12 protein-coding genes and 1 tRNA gene are annotated in these 16,708 nt (G+C 59.9%); 1 reads left to right on the top strand and 12 read right to left on the bottom strand.

The genetic code is table 11. The annotated features are described in order from the left end of the window. Positions 1-123 precede the first annotated feature (123 nt). From fusA to rpsL, 3 genes are all read right to left on the bottom strand, one after another. Positions 124-2,211, bottom strand: a complete 2,088-nt coding sequence (fusA, locus tag ATN84_RS09005) for an elongation factor G (RefSeq protein ID WP_068881341.1) — start codon at positions 2,209-2,211, stop codon at positions 124-126. A gap of 30 nt (positions 2,212-2,241) precedes the next feature. After that, entirely contained in the window at positions 2,242-2,712 is a 471-nt protein-coding gene (gene rpsG, locus ATN84_RS09000; RefSeq protein ID WP_068881340.1) for a 30S ribosomal protein S7, read from the bottom strand. A gap of 62 nt (positions 2,713-2,774) precedes the next feature. Then, the gene (rpsL, locus tag ATN84_RS08995) at positions 2,775-3,146 is read right to left on the bottom strand and encodes a 30S ribosomal protein S12 (RefSeq protein ID WP_006471111.1); all 372 of its coding nucleotides are present in this window, start codon (positions 3,144-3,146) and stop codon (positions 2,775-2,777) included. A gap of 470 nt (positions 3,147-3,616) precedes the next feature. Between rpsL and ATN84_RS08990 the strand changes: the two genes are divergently transcribed. After that, positions 3,617-3,904, top strand: a complete 288-nt coding sequence (locus ATN84_RS08990; protein WP_068881339.1) for a hypothetical protein — start codon at positions 3,617-3,619, stop codon at positions 3,902-3,904. A 136-nt stretch (positions 3,905-4,040) separates the two neighbouring features. On the opposite strand, the gene rpoC is transcribed toward ATN84_RS08990, so the two are convergent. The 9 genes from rpoC to ATN84_RS08945 form a co-directional block, all read right to left on the bottom strand. Next, positions 4,041-8,243: a DNA-directed RNA polymerase subunit beta' gene (rpoC, locus tag ATN84_RS08985; protein WP_068881338.1), complete on the bottom strand. Its 4,203-nt coding sequence runs from the start codon at positions 8,241-8,243 to the stop codon at positions 4,041-4,043. 149 nt (positions 8,244-8,392) lie between these two features. Then, positions 8,393-12,532: a DNA-directed RNA polymerase subunit beta gene (rpoB, locus tag ATN84_RS08980; RefSeq protein WP_068881337.1), complete on the bottom strand. Its 4,140-nt coding sequence runs from the start codon at positions 12,530-12,532 to the stop codon at positions 8,393-8,395. 189 nt (positions 12,533-12,721) lie between these two features. Further along, complete coding sequence (gene rplL / locus ATN84_RS08975; RefSeq protein WP_068881336.1) at positions 12,722-13,099, bottom strand: 50S ribosomal protein L7/L12; 378 nt, start codon at positions 13,097-13,099, stop codon at positions 12,722-12,724. A gap of 49 nt (positions 13,100-13,148) precedes the next feature. Further along, positions 13,149-13,667, bottom strand: coding sequence for a 50S ribosomal protein L10 (gene rplJ / locus ATN84_RS08970; protein WP_068881335.1), 519 nt, complete (start codon positions 13,665-13,667; stop codon positions 13,149-13,151). Between the two features lie 408 nt (positions 13,668-14,075). Then, positions 14,076-14,774, bottom strand: a complete 699-nt coding sequence (gene rplA, locus ATN84_RS08965) for a 50S ribosomal protein L1 (protein WP_068881334.1) — start codon at positions 14,772-14,774, stop codon at positions 14,076-14,078. Positions 14,775-14,778: 4 nt separating this feature from the next. Beyond that, the gene (gene rplK, locus ATN84_RS08960) at positions 14,779-15,207 is read right to left on the bottom strand and encodes a 50S ribosomal protein L11 (protein WP_068881333.1); all 429 of its coding nucleotides are present in this window, start codon (positions 15,205-15,207) and stop codon (positions 14,779-14,781) included. A gap of 159 nt (positions 15,208-15,366) precedes the next feature. Beyond that, complete coding sequence (nusG, locus tag ATN84_RS08955; RefSeq protein ID WP_068881332.1) at positions 15,367-15,897, bottom strand: transcription termination/antitermination protein NusG; 531 nt, start codon at positions 15,895-15,897, stop codon at positions 15,367-15,369. Between the two features lie 23 nt (positions 15,898-15,920). Then, on the bottom strand, positions 15,921-16,121 hold the full coding sequence (gene secE / locus ATN84_RS08950) for a preprotein translocase subunit SecE (protein ID WP_068881331.1): 201 nt from the start codon (positions 16,119-16,121) through the stop codon (positions 15,921-15,923). A gap of 321 nt (positions 16,122-16,442) precedes the next feature. Beyond that, a tRNA-Trp gene (locus ATN84_RS08945) sits at positions 16,443-16,518 on the bottom strand. Positions 16,519-16,708: the final 190 nt, after the last annotated feature.

Raw genomic sequence — 16,708 nt, 5'->3', positions numbered from 1 at the left:
GTGGCCGATCGTGCCGATGTTAACATGCGGCTTCGTACGTTCAAACTTACTCTTCGCCATCTGAGCTCTCCGTTATTTTCGCCTGCTCAGGCATTCTCTAATGACAAGCGCAACCTTCGGGGATTACGCGAACTTCTTCTGGATTTCCTGTGCGACCGCGGTCGGAACCGGCTCATAATGGTCGAACTGCATCGTGTACTGGGCGCGTCCCTGGCTCATCGAACGCAGCGTGTTCACATAGCCAAACATGTTGGCGAGCGGCACGTTTGCATTGACGACCGTGGCGATACCGCGGGCTTCGGTGCCCGAGATCTGGCCGCGGCGGGAGTTCAGATCGCCGATGACGTCACCGACATATTCCTCCGGCGTCACGACTTCCACCTTCATAATCGGCTCGAGAAGCTGTGCGCCAGCCTTCTGCGCGCCTTCGCGGAACGCGGCGCGAGCCGCGATTTCGAACGCCAGAACCGAGGAGTCGACATCATGGTAGGCACCGTCGATCAGCGTCGCCTTGACGCCGAGCATCGGGAAGCCGGCGAGCGGACCCGCACCCATGACGCTCTCGATACCCTTCTGAACACCGGGGATGTATTCCTTGGGAACGGCACCACCGACGATCTTGGATTCGAAGATGAAATCGTCGCCTTCATGCGGTTCGAAGATGATCTTGACGCGAGCGAACTGACCCGAACCACCAGACTGCTTCTTGTGGGTGTAGTCGATTTCGGCAGCACGCGTGATCGATTCACGATAGGCAACCTGCGGCTGGCCGATATTCGCCTCGACCTTGAACTCGCGACGCATACGGTCGACGAGAATGTCGAGATGGAGCTCGCCCATGCCGGCGATGATGGTCTGACCGGATTCTTCGTCCGACTTGACGCGGAAGGACGGATCCTCGGCGGCGAGACGGTTAAGGGCAATACCCATCTTTTCCTGGTCGGCCTTGGTCTTCGGCTCGATCGCGATCTCGATGACCGGCTCGGGGAATTCCATACGCTCCAGAATGACAGGCTTCAGCGGGTCGCAGAGCGTGTCGCCCGTGGTCGTCTCTTTCAGGCCCGCCAGAGCAACGATATCGCCGGCGAAAGCCTCCTCGATATCCTCGCGGGAATTGGAGTGCATCTGCAGCATGCGGCCGATGCGCTCGCGCTTGCCCTTGACGGTGTTCTCAAGCGAGACGCCCTTGGTGAGCTTGCCCGAATAGATGCGGGCGAAGGTCAGCGAACCGACGAACGGGTCGTTCATGATCTTGAAGGCCAGCATCGACAGCGGCGCGTCGTCAGAGGATTCACGCGTCGTCTCGGCCTCGGTCTTGGGATCGATGCCCTTGATCGCGGGAACGTCGATCGGCGAAGGAAGATAATCCACAACGCCATCGAGCAGCGGCTGCACGCCCTTGTTCTTAAAGGCCGAACCACAGAAAACCGGGTGGAATTCGACGTTGCAGGTACCCTTGCGGATGAGCGCACGGAGCTGGTCATTCGACGGCATGTTGCCCTCGAGATAGGCTTCCATCGCCGCCTCATCGACCTCGACCGCGGTCTCGATCAGGGCTTCGCGGTATTCTTCCGCCTTGTCCTTGAGATCAGCCGGTATCTCGACGACATCCCAGGCGGCGCCGAGCGTCTCGTCGCGCCAGATCAGGGCGTTCATCTCGATGAGATCAACGACGCCCTTGAACTCGTTCTCAGCGCCGACTGGCAGCTGCATGACAAGCGCCTTCGCGCCGAGACGGGTCTTGATCATCTCGACCGAGCGGTAGAAATCGGCGCCGATCTTGTCCATCTTGTTGACGAAGAACATGCGCGGGACATGGTACTTCTCAGCCTGACGCCAGACGGTCTCGGTCTGCGGCTCAACGCCGGCATTGGCATCGAGAAGCGCAACCGCGCCGTCGAGAACGCGAAGCGAACGCTCGACTTCGATGGTGAAGTCGACGTGGCCCGGCGTGTCGATGATGTTGAAGCGGCGCTTCTTGCCGTCACGACCCTGCCAGAACGTCGTCGTGGCAGCCGACGTGATGGTGATGCCGCGCTCCTGCTCCTGCTCCATCCAGTCCATCGTGGCGGCGCCGTCATGGACTTCGCCGATCTTGTGGGACTTGCCGGTGTAGTAAAGGATGCGCTCAGTCGTCGTGGTCTTGCCAGCGTCGATATGCGCCATGATACCGAAATTACGGTAGTCTTCGATTTTATATTCGCGGGCCATGGTGGCTGCCTCTTTGAATAGGTTCGACGATTACCAGCGGTAATGCGAGAATGCGCGGTTGGCTTCAGCCATGCGATGCGTGTCCTCACGCTTCTTCACAGCAGAGCCACGATTGTTGGCCGCATCCAGGAGCTCGCCCGAGAGACGATCGACCATCGTGGTCTCGTTACGGCCGCGAGCAGCGCCGATCAGCCAGCGAATGGCGAGAGCCTGACGGCGCTCCGGACGGACATCGACCGGCACCTGGTAGGTAGCACCGCCAACGCGACGCGAACGGACTTCGACGTGCGGAGCGACATTCTCCAACGCCTGATGGAACAGCGCGACCGGCTCCTGCTTCGTCTTGACTTCCACGGACTCAAGCGCACCGTAGACGATCTTCTCGGCGACCGACTTCTTGCCGTGCAGCATGACGGCATTCATGAACTTGGTAATGACGAGATCGCCGAACTTCGGATCCGGATTGATTTCGCGCTTTTCTGCTCTATGGCGACGGGACATGTTCAGTCTTTCTAATTACATCGGGCTCAACTCGCCTTGCGGCGGCCGGTATCCCCGGAAAATTACTTCGGACGCTTCGCACCGTATTTCGAACGGCGCTGCTTACGGTTCTTCACACCCTGCGTATCGAGCACGCCACGGATGATGTGGTAACGGACACCCGGCAAGTCCTTGACGCGACCGCCGCGGATCATGACCACGGAGTGCTCCTGGAGGTTATGCCCCTCACCCGGAATGTAACCAATGACCTCGAAACCGTTCGTCAGACGCACCTTGGCAACCTTGCGCAGTGCGGAGTTCGGCTTCTTCGGTGTCGTCGTATAGACGCGGGTGCAAACGCCGCGCTTCTGCGGGTTCGCCTGCAGCGCGGGAACCTTATTGCGCTTCACCGGCGCAATGCGCGGCTTGCGGATCAGCTGGTTTACGGTAGGCATTCAAACCTTCCTCTTTGTACAAATCTCGTATCTCTGCCCATAAGGGCCGTTCCACCGTCATGCTCATGCACGAATTCGGGCGATAAACCACCTCTCGGCGGTCTGCCCGAACAAAAGCAGAGGAAGCTCATCGCTTCATGCGAACGGCAATTTGCATTCGGTCGTAAAACGAACCCTGTTTGAGACGAACTCCAGAGCGTGTCGCTCCGGAACAGCCAGCCTCACATCGGCTCAGATGGCGTGCTGATACGTCGTTGCCCGGCTTACGTCAAGTCTGAACATCAATAATTCTAGCCAAAAAGCCGGAAATCGCGCCATTCGCGCCAGCACAGACAGAATCTTTCCGCCTTCGAACGGAAATCATCGCATTATTTCTCTGTCTGACTGTTATTTCCGGTTTTCCGGCTGACCAATGCAGATCATTGTTCTAGACTCACCTGATCTAAGCAATCACATGAAAGAATCAATAGATGGCTTCCACCACGGACGAACCAAAGCAGGTCCACCTCGTCGTCGCCGACGTCTGGAAGGACAAGGACGGCGAGCCGGCTCTCGTTCACTTGCTCTTCACGGGCAATGAGGGAGAAGATCTGATCTCCGTCGCGCTCAATATTCTGGCCGGGCAAGGATATGAGGAGGCGGAGCTGACGGAGATCGGAACCCTGACCGAGGAACCGGAAGAAGAGCCGCACCGAAGCGCTTGGAAGACCGCGCTCAATGGCGAAGCGGCGCTGATCGAATTTGGGGAAGATGAATGAGATAGTGAGCAGTAAGGTAGTGAATAGGGAAAATTCGGTTCTTCTACCTCACTACCTCACTACCCACTATTTCTCCACCTCATTAAAAAAAGCCGCCCGGAGGCGGCTTTTTTGTTTCTAGACGGGAGGACCAGCCTTACTCGGCAGCGTCCCCGGTCATGTCGGTCAGCATCGCATTGGCGGATTCAGCCCCGCTCGACTTGCGGCGCTCGTCGATGATGAGGTCGTCGCGCGCCGTGGCAATGCGGCGGATCTGGCTGATCTGACCGCCCGTACCTGCGGGGATCAGGCGACCGACGATCACATTCTCCTTCAGGCCCTGCAGCGTATCGACCTTGCCGGCGACGGCCGCCTCGGTGAGGACGCGGGTCGTCTCCTGGAAGGACGCGGCAGAGATGAAGGACGGCGTCTGCAGCGAGGCCTTGGTGATGCCGAGCAACACCGGGTTGCCCGAAGCAGGCTGCTTGCCATCTTCGACAAGACGCTCGTTGACCTCGTCCAGCTCGATGCGATCCACATGATCGCCGACGATATAGCCGGAATCACCGGACTCGGTGATCTCGATCTTCTGCAGCATCTGACGGACAATGACCTCGATGTGCTTATCGTTGATCAACACGCCCTGCAGACGGTAGACCTCCTGGATCTCGTTGACGAGGTAGGAGGCCAGCGCCTCCACGCCCTTGATCGCCAGGATGTCATGCGGAGCGGGGTTGCCGTCGAGGATGTAATCGCCCTTCTCGATGGCGTCGCCATCCTGAAGATGGAACGGCTTGCCCTTCGGGATCAGATACTCGACAGGCTCGATCGTCTCGTCGTTCGGCTCGATGATGATGCGGCGCTTGTTCTTGTAGTCGCGCCCGAACCGCACCGTACCGTCGATTTCGGCGATAACGGCATGATCCTTGGGACGACGTGCCTCGAACAGCTCCGCAACGCGCGGCAGACCACCGGTGATGTCCTTGGTCTTGGCGCTTTCCATCGGCAGACGGGCGAGAACGTCACCAGCCTGCACATGCGCACCCGGCTCGACCGAGAGAATGGTCTCGACGGAGAGCTGGAAGCGGGCCTCGCCACCCTTGGAGAGCTTCAGAACCTTACCGCTCTTGTCCTTGATGACGATGGCGGGCTTCAGATCCGAACCGCGGGGGGTCGAACGCCAGTCGATGACGACACGCTTGGTGATGCCGGTCGATTCATCCGTTGTTTCCGAAACGGACAGGCCATCGACCATGTCCTCGAACTCGACGATACCCTCGACTTCCGTCAGGATCGGACGGGTATACGGATCCCACTCGGCGATACGCTGACCGCGCTTGACCGTGTCACCATCGTCCACGAAGATACGCGAACCATAGGTCACGCGGTGGACCGCGCGTTCCTTGCCCGAGGCATCGACAATCAGAACCGCCATATTGCGGCCCATCACGACGAGATTGCCATCGGAGTTGCGGACCACGTTACGGTTGCGGATCTGGACCGTGCCCTCATAGCTCGCCTCCAGATAGGAGGAGTCGACCACCTGCGCCGTACCGCCCAGGTGGAAGGTACGCATGGTGAGCTGAGTGCCCGGCTCGCCGATCGACTGGGCCGCGATGACGCCGACGGCCTCGCCCTGGTTAACCGGGGTACCACGCGCCAGATCGCGGCCATAGCATTTCGCACAGACGCCCGAGCGGGTTTCGCAGGTCAGCGCCGAACGGATGCGGATCGACTGGATGCCGGCCTTCTCGATCAGGTCGACGTCACGCTCCTCGATCATGCGGCCGGCCTCGACGATCACCTCGCCGGTTGCCGGATGCATGATGTCGTCGAGCGCGGTGCGCCCAAGGACACGCTGACCAAGCGAGGCGACGATCTGGCCCGCGTCCACGATCGGCTGGATCGTGAGGCCGTTCTCGGTGCCGCAATCCACTTCCGAGATGATCGCATCCTGCGCCACGTCGACGAGACGGCGGGTCAGGTAACCGGAGTTCGCGGTCTTCAAGGCGGTGTCCGCCAGGCCCTTTCGGGCGCCGTGGGTCGAGTTGAAGTACTCGTTCACGGTCAGGCCTTCCTTGAAGTTCGAGATGATCGGCGTCTCAATGATCTCGCCGGACGGCTTGGCCATCAGGCCGCGCATGCCGCCGAGCTGACGCATCTGGTTCACCGAACCACGCGCACCGGAATGGCTCATCATGTAGATGGAGTTCATCTGCTTCTGACGACCGGTTTCCGGATCGAACTCGACAGCCTTGATGCGGGCCATCATCTCTTCGGTCACCTTCTCGGTGGCCTTGCCCCAGGCGTCGACGACCTTGTTGTACTTCTCGCCCTGGGTGATCAGGCCGTCATTGTACTGCTGCTCGTATTCCTTGGCGAGCGCCTCGGTTTCGGCAACGATCCTGGCCTTGGCATCCGGTATAACCATGTCGTCTTTGCCGAAGGAAATACCGGCGCGGCAGGCATGGCCGAAGCCCAGCTGCATGATGCGGTCGCAGAAGATGACCGTCTCTTTCTGACCGCAATGGCGGTAGACGAGGTCGATCATCTTGGAGATGTTCTTCTTCGTCATCTCCTGATTGCAGATGTCGAACGGCACATTCGGGTTGCGCGGCAGCAATTCACCTATGATCATGCGGCCAGGCGTGGTGTCGTAGATTTTCGACACCGAGTTGCCTTCCGCATCGACCGTCTTGAAGCGGCCCTTGATCTTGGTGTGCAGCGTCACGGCCTTGCTTTCAAGCGCATGATGCAGCTCGCCCATATCGGCGAACGCCATGCCCTCGCCCGGCTCCTTGTCCGCCACGATCGACAGATAATAAAGGCCGAGGACCATGTCCTGCGACGGCACGATGATCGGCTGACCATTGGCCGGATGCAGGATGTTGTTGGTCGACATCATCAGCACGCGGGCTTCAAGCTGAGCCTCCAGCGACAGCGGGACGTGAACGGCCATCTGGTCGCCGTCGAAGTCGGCGTTGAACGCCGTGCAAACGAGCGGGTGCAGTTGGATCGCCTTGCCCTCGATCAGGGTGGGCTCGAATGCCTGGATACCGAGGCGGTGCAGCGTCGGCGCGCGGTTCAAGAGCACCGGATGCTCGCGGATGACCTCGTCCAGGATGTCCCAGACTTCCGGCTTCTCCTTCTCGACCAGCTTCTTGGCCTGCTTGACGGTCGAGGAGTAACCCTTGGCGTCGAGGCGGGCATAGATGAAGGGCTTGAAGAGTTCGAGCGCCATCTTCTTCGGCAGGCCGCACTGGTGCAGCTTCAGCTCCGGACCGGTCACGATGACCGAACGGCCGGAATAGTCGACGCGCTTGCCGAGCAGGTTCTGGCGGAAGCGACCCTGCTTGCCCTTGAGCATGTCGGAGAGCGACTTCAGCGGACGCTTGTTGGCGCCGGTGATGACGCGGCCGCGACGGCCGTTGTCGAACAGCGCATCGACCGCTTCCTGAAGCATGCGCTTCTCGTTGCGGATGATGATGCCAGGCGCGCGCAGCTCGATCAGGCGCTTCAGACGGTTGTTACGGTTGATGACGCGGCGATAGAGATCGTTCAAATCCGACGTTGCGAAACGACCGCCGTCGAGCGGCACGAGCGGACGCAGGTCCGGCGGGATGACCGGGATGATCTTCATGATCATCCATTCCGGACGGTTGCCCGACTCGAGGAAGTTCTCGACGATCTTCAGGCGCTTCATCAGCTTCTTCTGCTTCAGCTCCGACGTGGTCTCCGCCAGATCCGAACGCAGGTCGCCCGCGATCTTCTCGAGCTCCATCGAAGCCAGAAGCTCATAGATGGCTTCCGCGCCGATCAGCGCCGTGAACTGATCCTCGCCGAACTCATCGACGGCGATCATATATTCCTCTTCAGAAAGGAGCTGATGCTCCTTCAGCGAGGTGAGGCCCGGCTCGGTGACGATGTAGTTCTCGAAATAGAGGACGCGCTCGATATCCTTCAGCGTCATGTCGAGCAGCGTGCCGATGCGCGAAGGCAGCGACTTCAGGAACCAGATATGCGCGACCGGGGCAGCCAGCTCGATGTGGCCCATGCGCTCGCGGCGCACGCGCGACAGCGTGACCTCGACGCCGCACTTCTCGCAGATGATGCCCTTGTACTTCATGCGCTTGTACTTGCCGCACAAGCACTCATAGTCCTTGATCGGGCCGAAGATGCGCGCGCAGAAGAGACCGTCGCGTTCTGGCTTGAACGTACGATAGTTGATCGTCTCCGGCTTCTTGATCTCGCCGTATGACCAGGACAGAATCTTCTCGGGCGACGCGATCGAAATCCGGATGGAATCGAAGGTCTGCGCCGGAGCCTGAGGATTGAAAAGATTCATGACCTCTTGGTTCATGCCGTTCTCCTTGGGGGCGGTGTTCGCCCTTTGTCTGCGATGGCGGAGAAGGTGTAGCTCTGCCATCTCGATCAAATTCTCGAAATTACGCGGCTACCACACCCCGTAATAGAGGTGCGCCATGGCGAAAACCTGGCGCACCCGTGTTTTTATTCTGCAGCGTCCGGCAGGGCCGTCTGCGGCGCAGGCAGCTCGCGGGTATTGTCGAGCTCGACATTGAGACCGAGCGAGCGCATTTCCTTGACGAGAACGTTGAAGCTCTCGGGAATGCCTGCCTCGAACGTGTCGTCGCCGCGTACGATGGCTTCGTAGACCTTGGTCCTGCCCGCCACGTCGTCCGACTTGATGGTGAGCATTTCCTGCAAGGTGTAGGCCGCGCCGTAAGCCTCGAGCGCCCAGACCTCCATTTCGCCGAAGCGCTGGCCACCGAACTGCGCCTTGCCGCCCAGCGGCTGCTGGGTAACGAGCGAGTAAGGTCCGATCGAACGCGCATGGATCTTGTCGTCGACCAGGTGGTGGAGCTTCAGCATATAGATGTAGCCCATGGTCACCTGACGGTCGAACGGTTCACCCGTACGTCCATCGTACAGCGTCGATTGACCCGACGTCGCCAGACCCGCCTGCTCCAGCATCGCATTGATGTCGGATTCATGCGCACCGTCGAAGACGGGCGTCGCGATCGACACGCCGCGCTTCATCTGGTCAGCCAGGCGAACGATGCTCTCGTCGTCATAACGGCGGACAGGTTCATTGCGGTCATTGTCCGGAATGATCTGCTCTATCGTCTGACGCACCGGCTGGAGATCACCACTGGCACGATAAACCTCCAGCAGGTCTCCGATCTTCCGGCCCATGCCTGCGCAGGCCCAGCCAAGATGCGTCTCGAGGATCTGACCGACATTCATGCGGCTCGGCACGCCGAGCGGGTTGAGCACGATATCGGCATGGGTGCCGTCCTCAAGGAACGGCATATCCTCGACCGGCACAATGCGCGACACGACACCCTTGTTGCCGTGACGGCCGGCCATCTTGTCGCCCGGCTGGATCTTGCGCTTCACGGCGACGAAGACCTTGACCATCTTCATGACGCCGGGAGGCATCTCGTCACCGCGCTGGACCTTCTCGACCTTGTCCATGAAGCGCTGCTCGAGCAGCTTCTTGGAATCGTCGTACTGGTTGCGCAGGGCTTCGATCTCGCCCTGGAGCTTCTCGTCCTCGACGGCGAACTGCCACCATTGCGAACGCGGATACTCGGTCAGAAGATCGCGGCTAACCGTCGTGCCCTTCTTGAAGCCTTTCGGTCCCGCGACCGCGACCTTGCCGTCAAGCACATCGGCCAGGCGGCCATAGGTGTTTCGGTCGAGGATCGCCTGCTCGTCGTCGCGGTCCTTGGCCAGACGCTCGATCTCCTCGCGCTCGATCGCCATCGCGCGCTCATCCTTCTCCACACCGTGGCGGTTGAAGACGCGAACCTCGACAATCGTGCCGTAGGTGCCGGGCGGCATGCGCATGGAGGTGTCACGGACATCGGACGCCTTCTCGCCAAAGATGGCGCGCAGAAGCTTTTCTTCCGGCGTCATCGGGCTTTCGCCCTTCGGCGTGATTTTGCCGACGAGGATGTCGCCCGGATGCACTTCCGCGCCGATATAGACGATGCCAGCTTCGTCGAGGTTCTTCAGAGCCTCTTCCGAAACGTTCGGAATATCACGGGTGATCTCTTCCGGCCCGAGCTTGGTATCGCGGGCGGAAACCTCGAACTCCTCGATATGGATCGAGGTGAAGACGTCATCCGACACGATCTTCTCGGAAAGAAGGATCGAATCCTCGTAGTTGTAGCCGTTCCACGGCATGAACGCGACGAGCACGTTGCGGCCGAGCGCCAGATCGCCGAGATCGGTCGACGGACCGTCGGCAATGATATCGCCCTTCTCGATGCGGTCGCCGACACGAACCAGCGGACGCTGGTTGATGCAGGTGTTCTGGTTCGAGCGCTGGAACTTCTGCAACCGGTAGATATCGACGCCCGACTTAGACGGATCGAGATCTTCCGTCGCGCGGATGACGATACGGGTCGCGTCGACCTGATCGACCACGCCCGAGCGACGGGCGGCAATGGCCGCGCCGGAGTCACGCGCCACGACCGGTTCCATGCCGGTGCCGACGAACGGCGCCTCGGCGCGCACCAGCGGCACGGCCTGACGCTGCATGTTCGAGCCCATGAGCGCGCGGTTGGCGTCGTCGTTCTCGAGGAACGGAATGAGCGCCGCGGCGACGGACACGAGCTGCTTCGGCGACACGTCCATCAGGTCCACGTTCTCGCGCGGAGCCATCATGACTTCGCCGGCATGACGGCAGACGACGAACTCGTCAGTAAAGCGGCCCTCGCCATCGAGCACGGCGTTCGCCTGCGCGACATAGTGCTTGGCCTCTTCCATGGCCGAGAGGTAGATGACCTCCTCGGTGACCTTGCCATCCACGATCTTGCGGTACGGGCTCTCGATGAAGCCGTATTTGTTGACACGCGCGAAGGTGGCGAGCGAGTTGATCAGACCGATGTTCGGGCCTTCCGGCGTCTCGATCGGGCAGATACGGCCGTAGTGCGTCGGATGCACGTCGCGGACTTCGAAGCCGGCGCGCTCGCGGGTCAGACCGCCCGGTCCAAGGGCCGACAGGCGACGCTTGTGGGTGATCTCCGACAGCGGATTGGTCTGGTCCATGAACTGCGACAGCTGCGAGGAGCCGAAGAACTCGCGCACGGCGGCGGCTGCCGGCTTGGCGTTGATCAGGTCCTGCGGCATGACGGTGTCGATCTCGATCGACGACATGCGCTCCTTGATCGCGCGCTCCATGCGAAGCAGGCCGACGCGGTACTGGTTTTCCATCAGCTCGCCGACCGAGCGCACACGGCGGTTGCCGAGATTGTCAATGTCGTCGATCTCGCCCTTGCCGTCACGCAGCTCTACGAGCGTCCTGACGACGGCGATGATGTCTTCCTTGCGCAGGACGCGCACGGTGTCGGGGCAATCCAGATCCAGGCGCATGTTCATCTTGACGCGGCCGACCGCGGAAAGGTCGTAGCGCTCGGAATCAAAGAACAGCGAATGGAACATGGCTTCCGCCGTGTCCATCGTGGGCGGCTCGCCCGGACGCATGACCCGATAGATATCGAACAGCGCGTCCTGGCGACCTTCGTTCTTGTCGGCGGCGAGCGTGTTGCGGATATAGCCGCCGATATTGACATGATCGATGTCGAGGACCTTGATCTCATCGACGCCGGTATCGAGCAGGACCTTCAGGGTCTTCTCGTCGAGCTCGTCGCCGGCTTCGAGGAAGATCTCGCCGGTTTCGAAATTGACGATATCCTCGGCGAGATAGCTGCCGAACAGGTCGTCCTCGGTCGCCTTGATGGCCTTCAGACCCTTTTCGGCAAGCTGACGGGCCGAACGCGCCGTCAGCTTCTTGCCCGCCTCGAGCACGACTTCGCCCGTATCGGCATCGATCAGGTCGGTGATGACCTTCATGCCCTTGAACCGCTCGACGGAGAACGGAATCCGCCAGTTGTCACCGTCACGGGTATAGACGACCTGGTTATAGAAGGTCGAGAGGATTTCCTCGCCGTCCATGCCGAGCGCCATCAGGAGCGACGTCACCGGAATCTTGCGGCGACGGTCGATGCGGGCATGCACGATGTCTTTGGAATCGAACTCGATATCGAGCCACGATCCGCGATAGGGAATGACGCGCGCAGCAAACAGAAGCTTGCCGGAGGAGTGCGACTTGCCCTTGTCGTGATCGAAGAAGACGCCCGGGGAACGGTGCATCTGCGAGACGATCACGCGCTCGGTGCCGTTGACGATGAAGGTGCCGTTGTCGGTCATGAGCGGCATGTCGCCCATGTAGACATCCTGCTCCTTGATGTCCTTGATCGACTTCGCGCCCGTATCCTCATCGATATCGAACACGATGAGGCGCAGCGTCACCTTCAGCGGCGCTGCATAGGTCAGGTCACGCTGGCGGCACTCATCAACGTCGAACTTCGGCGCATCGAATTCGTACTTGACGAATTCGAGCATGGAGGCGCCGGAAAAATCTCCAATCGGGAAAACCGATTTGAAAACCGCCTGCAAGCCTTCATCCGGACGCCCGCCCTTCGGTTCCTCGACCATGAGGAACTGGTCGTAGGACGCCTTCTGAACCTCGATCAGGTTCGGCATCTCTGCGACTTCGGGGATCTTACCGAAAAACTTGCGTACGCGCTTACGACCGTTAAAAGAGTGGGTCTGAGCCATCGTCGCTCCTCGTTCTGTAGCCTTGCGGCCTGTTTCGTGCCTTGCGGCCTCTGGTCACCTAAACGGGACAAAACCCGTTTCCTGACAGCCGCCCAACTGTCAGGAAAAGGGTTCGGTACCGACTGTATTCCCCGCCTTGCGGTGGGAACCGGCGGACGGAAGGTCCATCCGCCGGAATTTTTATCGAACTTACTTGAGCTCGACCTTGGCGCCAGCGGCTTCCAGCTGGGCCTTGATCTTCTCGGCTTCGTCCTTCGAAGCACCTTCCTTGACCGGCTTCGGAGCGCCTTCGACGAGGTCCTTGGCTTCCTTGAGGCCGAGACCCGTGATGGCACGCACTTCCTTGATCACGTTGATCTTCTGTGCGCCGCCGTCGACGAGGACGACGTCGAATTCGGTCTTCTCTTCAGCCGGAGCAGCAGCAGCACCAGCACCGCCAGCGGCAGCAACGGCCACCGGAGCAGCGGCGGAAACGCCCCACTTCTCTTCGAGCAGCTTGGAAAGCTCAGCAGCTTCCAAGACGGTCAGGTTGGACAGGTCTTCAACGATCTTTGCGAGATCAGCCATTTTATAGTTCCTTTACGAGGTTTGAACTTAAAGACAGCGAGAAACGGCCTTACGCCGCCTCGTCCTTCCGGGCATAGGCGCCGAACACGCGGGCAAGCTGACCTGCCGGTGCGCTGGTGAGCACTGCAAGACGCTGAGCCGGGGTCTGGATCATACCAACCAGCTTTGCGCGCAGTTCGTCGAGCGACGGGAGCGAAGCAAGCGACTTGACGCCATCGGCGTTAAGCGCTGTCGAACCCATTGCACCGCCGAGGATGACGAGCTTGTCGTTACCCTTGGCGAACTCGACGGCCACTTTCGGAGCCGTGATCGGATCGGTGGAATAAGCAACCAGCGTCTGTCCTGTGAACAGGTCGCCGATGCTTTCCGATTCCGTGCCCTGAAGAGCGATTTTGGCAAGGCGGTTTTTCGCGACTTTAACGGTGCCACCGGCATCGCGCATCTTGGAACGAAGATCGTTCATCTGCGCGACCGTGAGACCGGTATAGTGGGCCACGACGACCGAACCGGATTCCTTGAAGACTCCGTTCAGCCACGCGACAAATTCGCGCTTTTCCGCTCTATCCACTGTCTCTCTCCAGTTGGCAGGACCGCATCATTGCGCCCCTGCCGGTTTGCCTTTGCCGATCGGGTTTCCAAAAGGACCACCCGAACGACGCTCGAGGATCCTGTCCCCTTTCGCCTCCTGACAGTCATGACGACGGCCAGGCGGACCAAGGCAACTACGGTTCAAACCTCACCCTGCGGGATAGTCCCGCAAAACTTCGGTCTTCCACGTCTCATGCAGGCTCCATGAATTAAGGCGAGCCACCTGCAATCTCGGACAGGATAACCGGGGTCTCCCCCGGCTATCCGGGCCTTGGACCAAGGCCCGGAATTCTTCATGCTCCCAAAGCGTTGGCCCTAGGAGCTTACTTGCGTTGCCACATGATCTTATCCGAAAAGCCTGCAACTTTTCGGGATCATGCGCGACCCGTCAGGCGACCCTGACGGTCGAGGGATCGATCTTGACGCCGACGCCCATGGTCGAGGAGATCGCCACGCGCTTGAGGTATTCACCCTTGGCACCGGCAGGTTTCGCCTTGATGACCGCATCGGCGAAAGCCTTGATGTTCTCTTCGAGCGCCTTGGCATCGAAGGAGGCCTTGCCGACACCGGCGTGAATGATACCGGCCTTCTCGACGCGAAACTCGACAGCGCCGCCCTTGGAAGCCTTGACCGCGCCGGCGACATCGACGGTGACGGTGCCGACCTTCGGGTTGGGCATCATGCCGCGGGGGCCGAGCACCTTACCGAGACGGCCGACGAGCGGCATCATGTCGGGCGTGGCGATGCAGCGATCGAAATCGATCGTGCCGCCATTGACGATCTCGACGAGATCTTCGGCGCCTACGATATCGGCACCAGCCTTCTTCGCCTCTTCGGCCTTGTCGCCACGAGCGAAAACGGCGACCCGGACATCGCGACCCGTACCGTTCGGCAGGTTGACGACGCCGCGGACCATCTGGTCAGCGTGACGCGGATCGACGCCGAGATTGAGGGCAACCTCGATGGTCTCATCGAACTTGGCCGTCGCACGCTCCTTGACGAGGCCGATCGCCGACGTCAGGTCATAGAGCTTGCTGCGGTCGACACCTTCACGCAGCTTGGCAATACGCTTTGCAATCTTCGCCATCGTCTCAGCCCACCACTTCCAGGCCCATCGAACGGGCGGAACCTTCAACCATACGCATGGCAGCCTCGACGTCCGCAGCGTTCAGGTCCTTCAACTTCGCCTGGGCAATTTCACGCACCTTGTCGCGCGAAACCGTTCCGGCGGACACCTTGCCCGGCTCCTTCGAGCCCGACTTCAGGTTCGCAGCCTTCTTCAGGAAGTAAGACACCGGCGGCGTCTTCATCGCAAAGGTGAAGGACTTGTCCTGATAATAGGTAATGACGACGGGGATGGGCGAACCCTTCTCCATCTCCTGCGAGGCGGCATTGAACGCCTTGCAGAATTCCATGATGTTAATGCCACGCTGACCGAGCGCCGGACCGATCGGAGGCGAAGGATTCGCCGCACCCGCCGGTACCTGCAGCTTCAGCTGGCCCGCAACTTTCTTAGCCATAGCTATCTGCCTTCATTATCAAGCCGGACAATCCGGCATCCTTGATTATCGCCGGAGATCCGGCAACGCAGTTCGGTGGTCCGGGTCCAGCGACCGGCTAAAGCCGCCTTCCCTTCCACCTGAAACGGCCCCTGCCCGCCTGGCAGGAACCGAAAACGATCAGAGCTTTTCGACCTGACCGAATTCGAGCTCGACGGGCGTCGCACGCCCGAAGATCGAAACTTCCACCTTGAGGCGCGAACGCTCCTCTTCGACTTCCTGAACGATACCGTTGAATGAGGCGAACGGACCATCCGACACGCGCACCTGCTCGCCAATCTCGAAGGACACGGATGGCTTCGGGCGATCGACGCCCTCCTGGACCTGCATCAGTATCTGCTCGGCCTCGCGATCAGTAATCGGAACCGGCTTCGAATCCGAGCCCAGGAAACCGGTTACCTTCGGCGTATTCTTGATCAGATGATAGGCATCATCCGTCAAATCGGCACGAACCAGCACGTAGCCCGGAAAGAACTTGCGCTCGGCATCGACCTTGCGGCCGCGGCGCACCTCGACAACCTTTTCCGTCGGCACCAGGATTTTCTCGAAAAGATGAGAAAGACCCTTCTGGCGGGCCTTGTTCTCGATGTCTTCAGCCACCTTCTTTTCGAAATTCGAATAGGCGTGCACAATATACCAGCGCGCGGTCATCCCGACTCTCCCGTATGTTCCCGTTAGCGTCCGAGACCCAGCAACAGCTCTACGCCATAGGCCATGACCTGATCAGCGACAAAGAAGAACGCTGCCGCCAGGAAAGCCATAATGACCACCATAACAGTCGATATCACCGTTTCGCGCCGCGTCGGCCAAGTAACCTTGGCCGTCTCGGCACGAACCTGTTGAAAAAAAGTGATCGGGTTCGTTTTGGATGCCATTTGCCGCTCTGCTGTGAACAAGCACGGGCTTCAAGGCCGTTACCTGTATCATTTTGGCTAGATCTGCTAGCCGTCACGACCAGATTGGCTGGATGCGCCCGCACAAGTACGGCGCGTAAAGCTGAACGTTCAGCTCCACGCACCGCGTGTCTGTTGACCTTACATAGAACTGATTCCAACAAAAGACAAGCCCCAAGGCTCTCTGTTGGCATCACATTCCGTCCGAACGCCGGCCAAGCACCATCCAATCGTGCGTGGGCGACTATATTTAACGCATGATTTATCCAAAACCCTGAAGCTTTCGGGATCATGCTTGAAAACTGGCAGGGGCAGCAGGACTTGAACCCGCGACCTACGGTTTTGGAGACCGTCGCTCTACCAACTGAGCTATACCCCTAGAAGACCGGGATGCTCCCGACCCTGGTATCGTCCACTAATCCGACTTTGAAATTCCTTCAAGGGAATTTTGCGGAAGCGGGCGAAAATGGCGGCTCAAGCTAGAGCCGCCATCCATCTTCAAAATCGCTTACTCGACGATCTTCGACACGATGCCGGCGCCGACGGTGCGGCCGCCTTCACGGATGGCG

Origin of the sequence: Paramesorhizobium deserti (genome assembly GCF_001558695.1) — a bacterium.
Lineage (GTDB): Bacteria > Pseudomonadota > Alphaproteobacteria > Rhizobiales > Rhizobiaceae > Paramesorhizobium > Paramesorhizobium deserti.
Note: the sequence above shows the minus strand (reverse complement) of the source record. Positions and strands in the feature narration are given on the sequence as shown.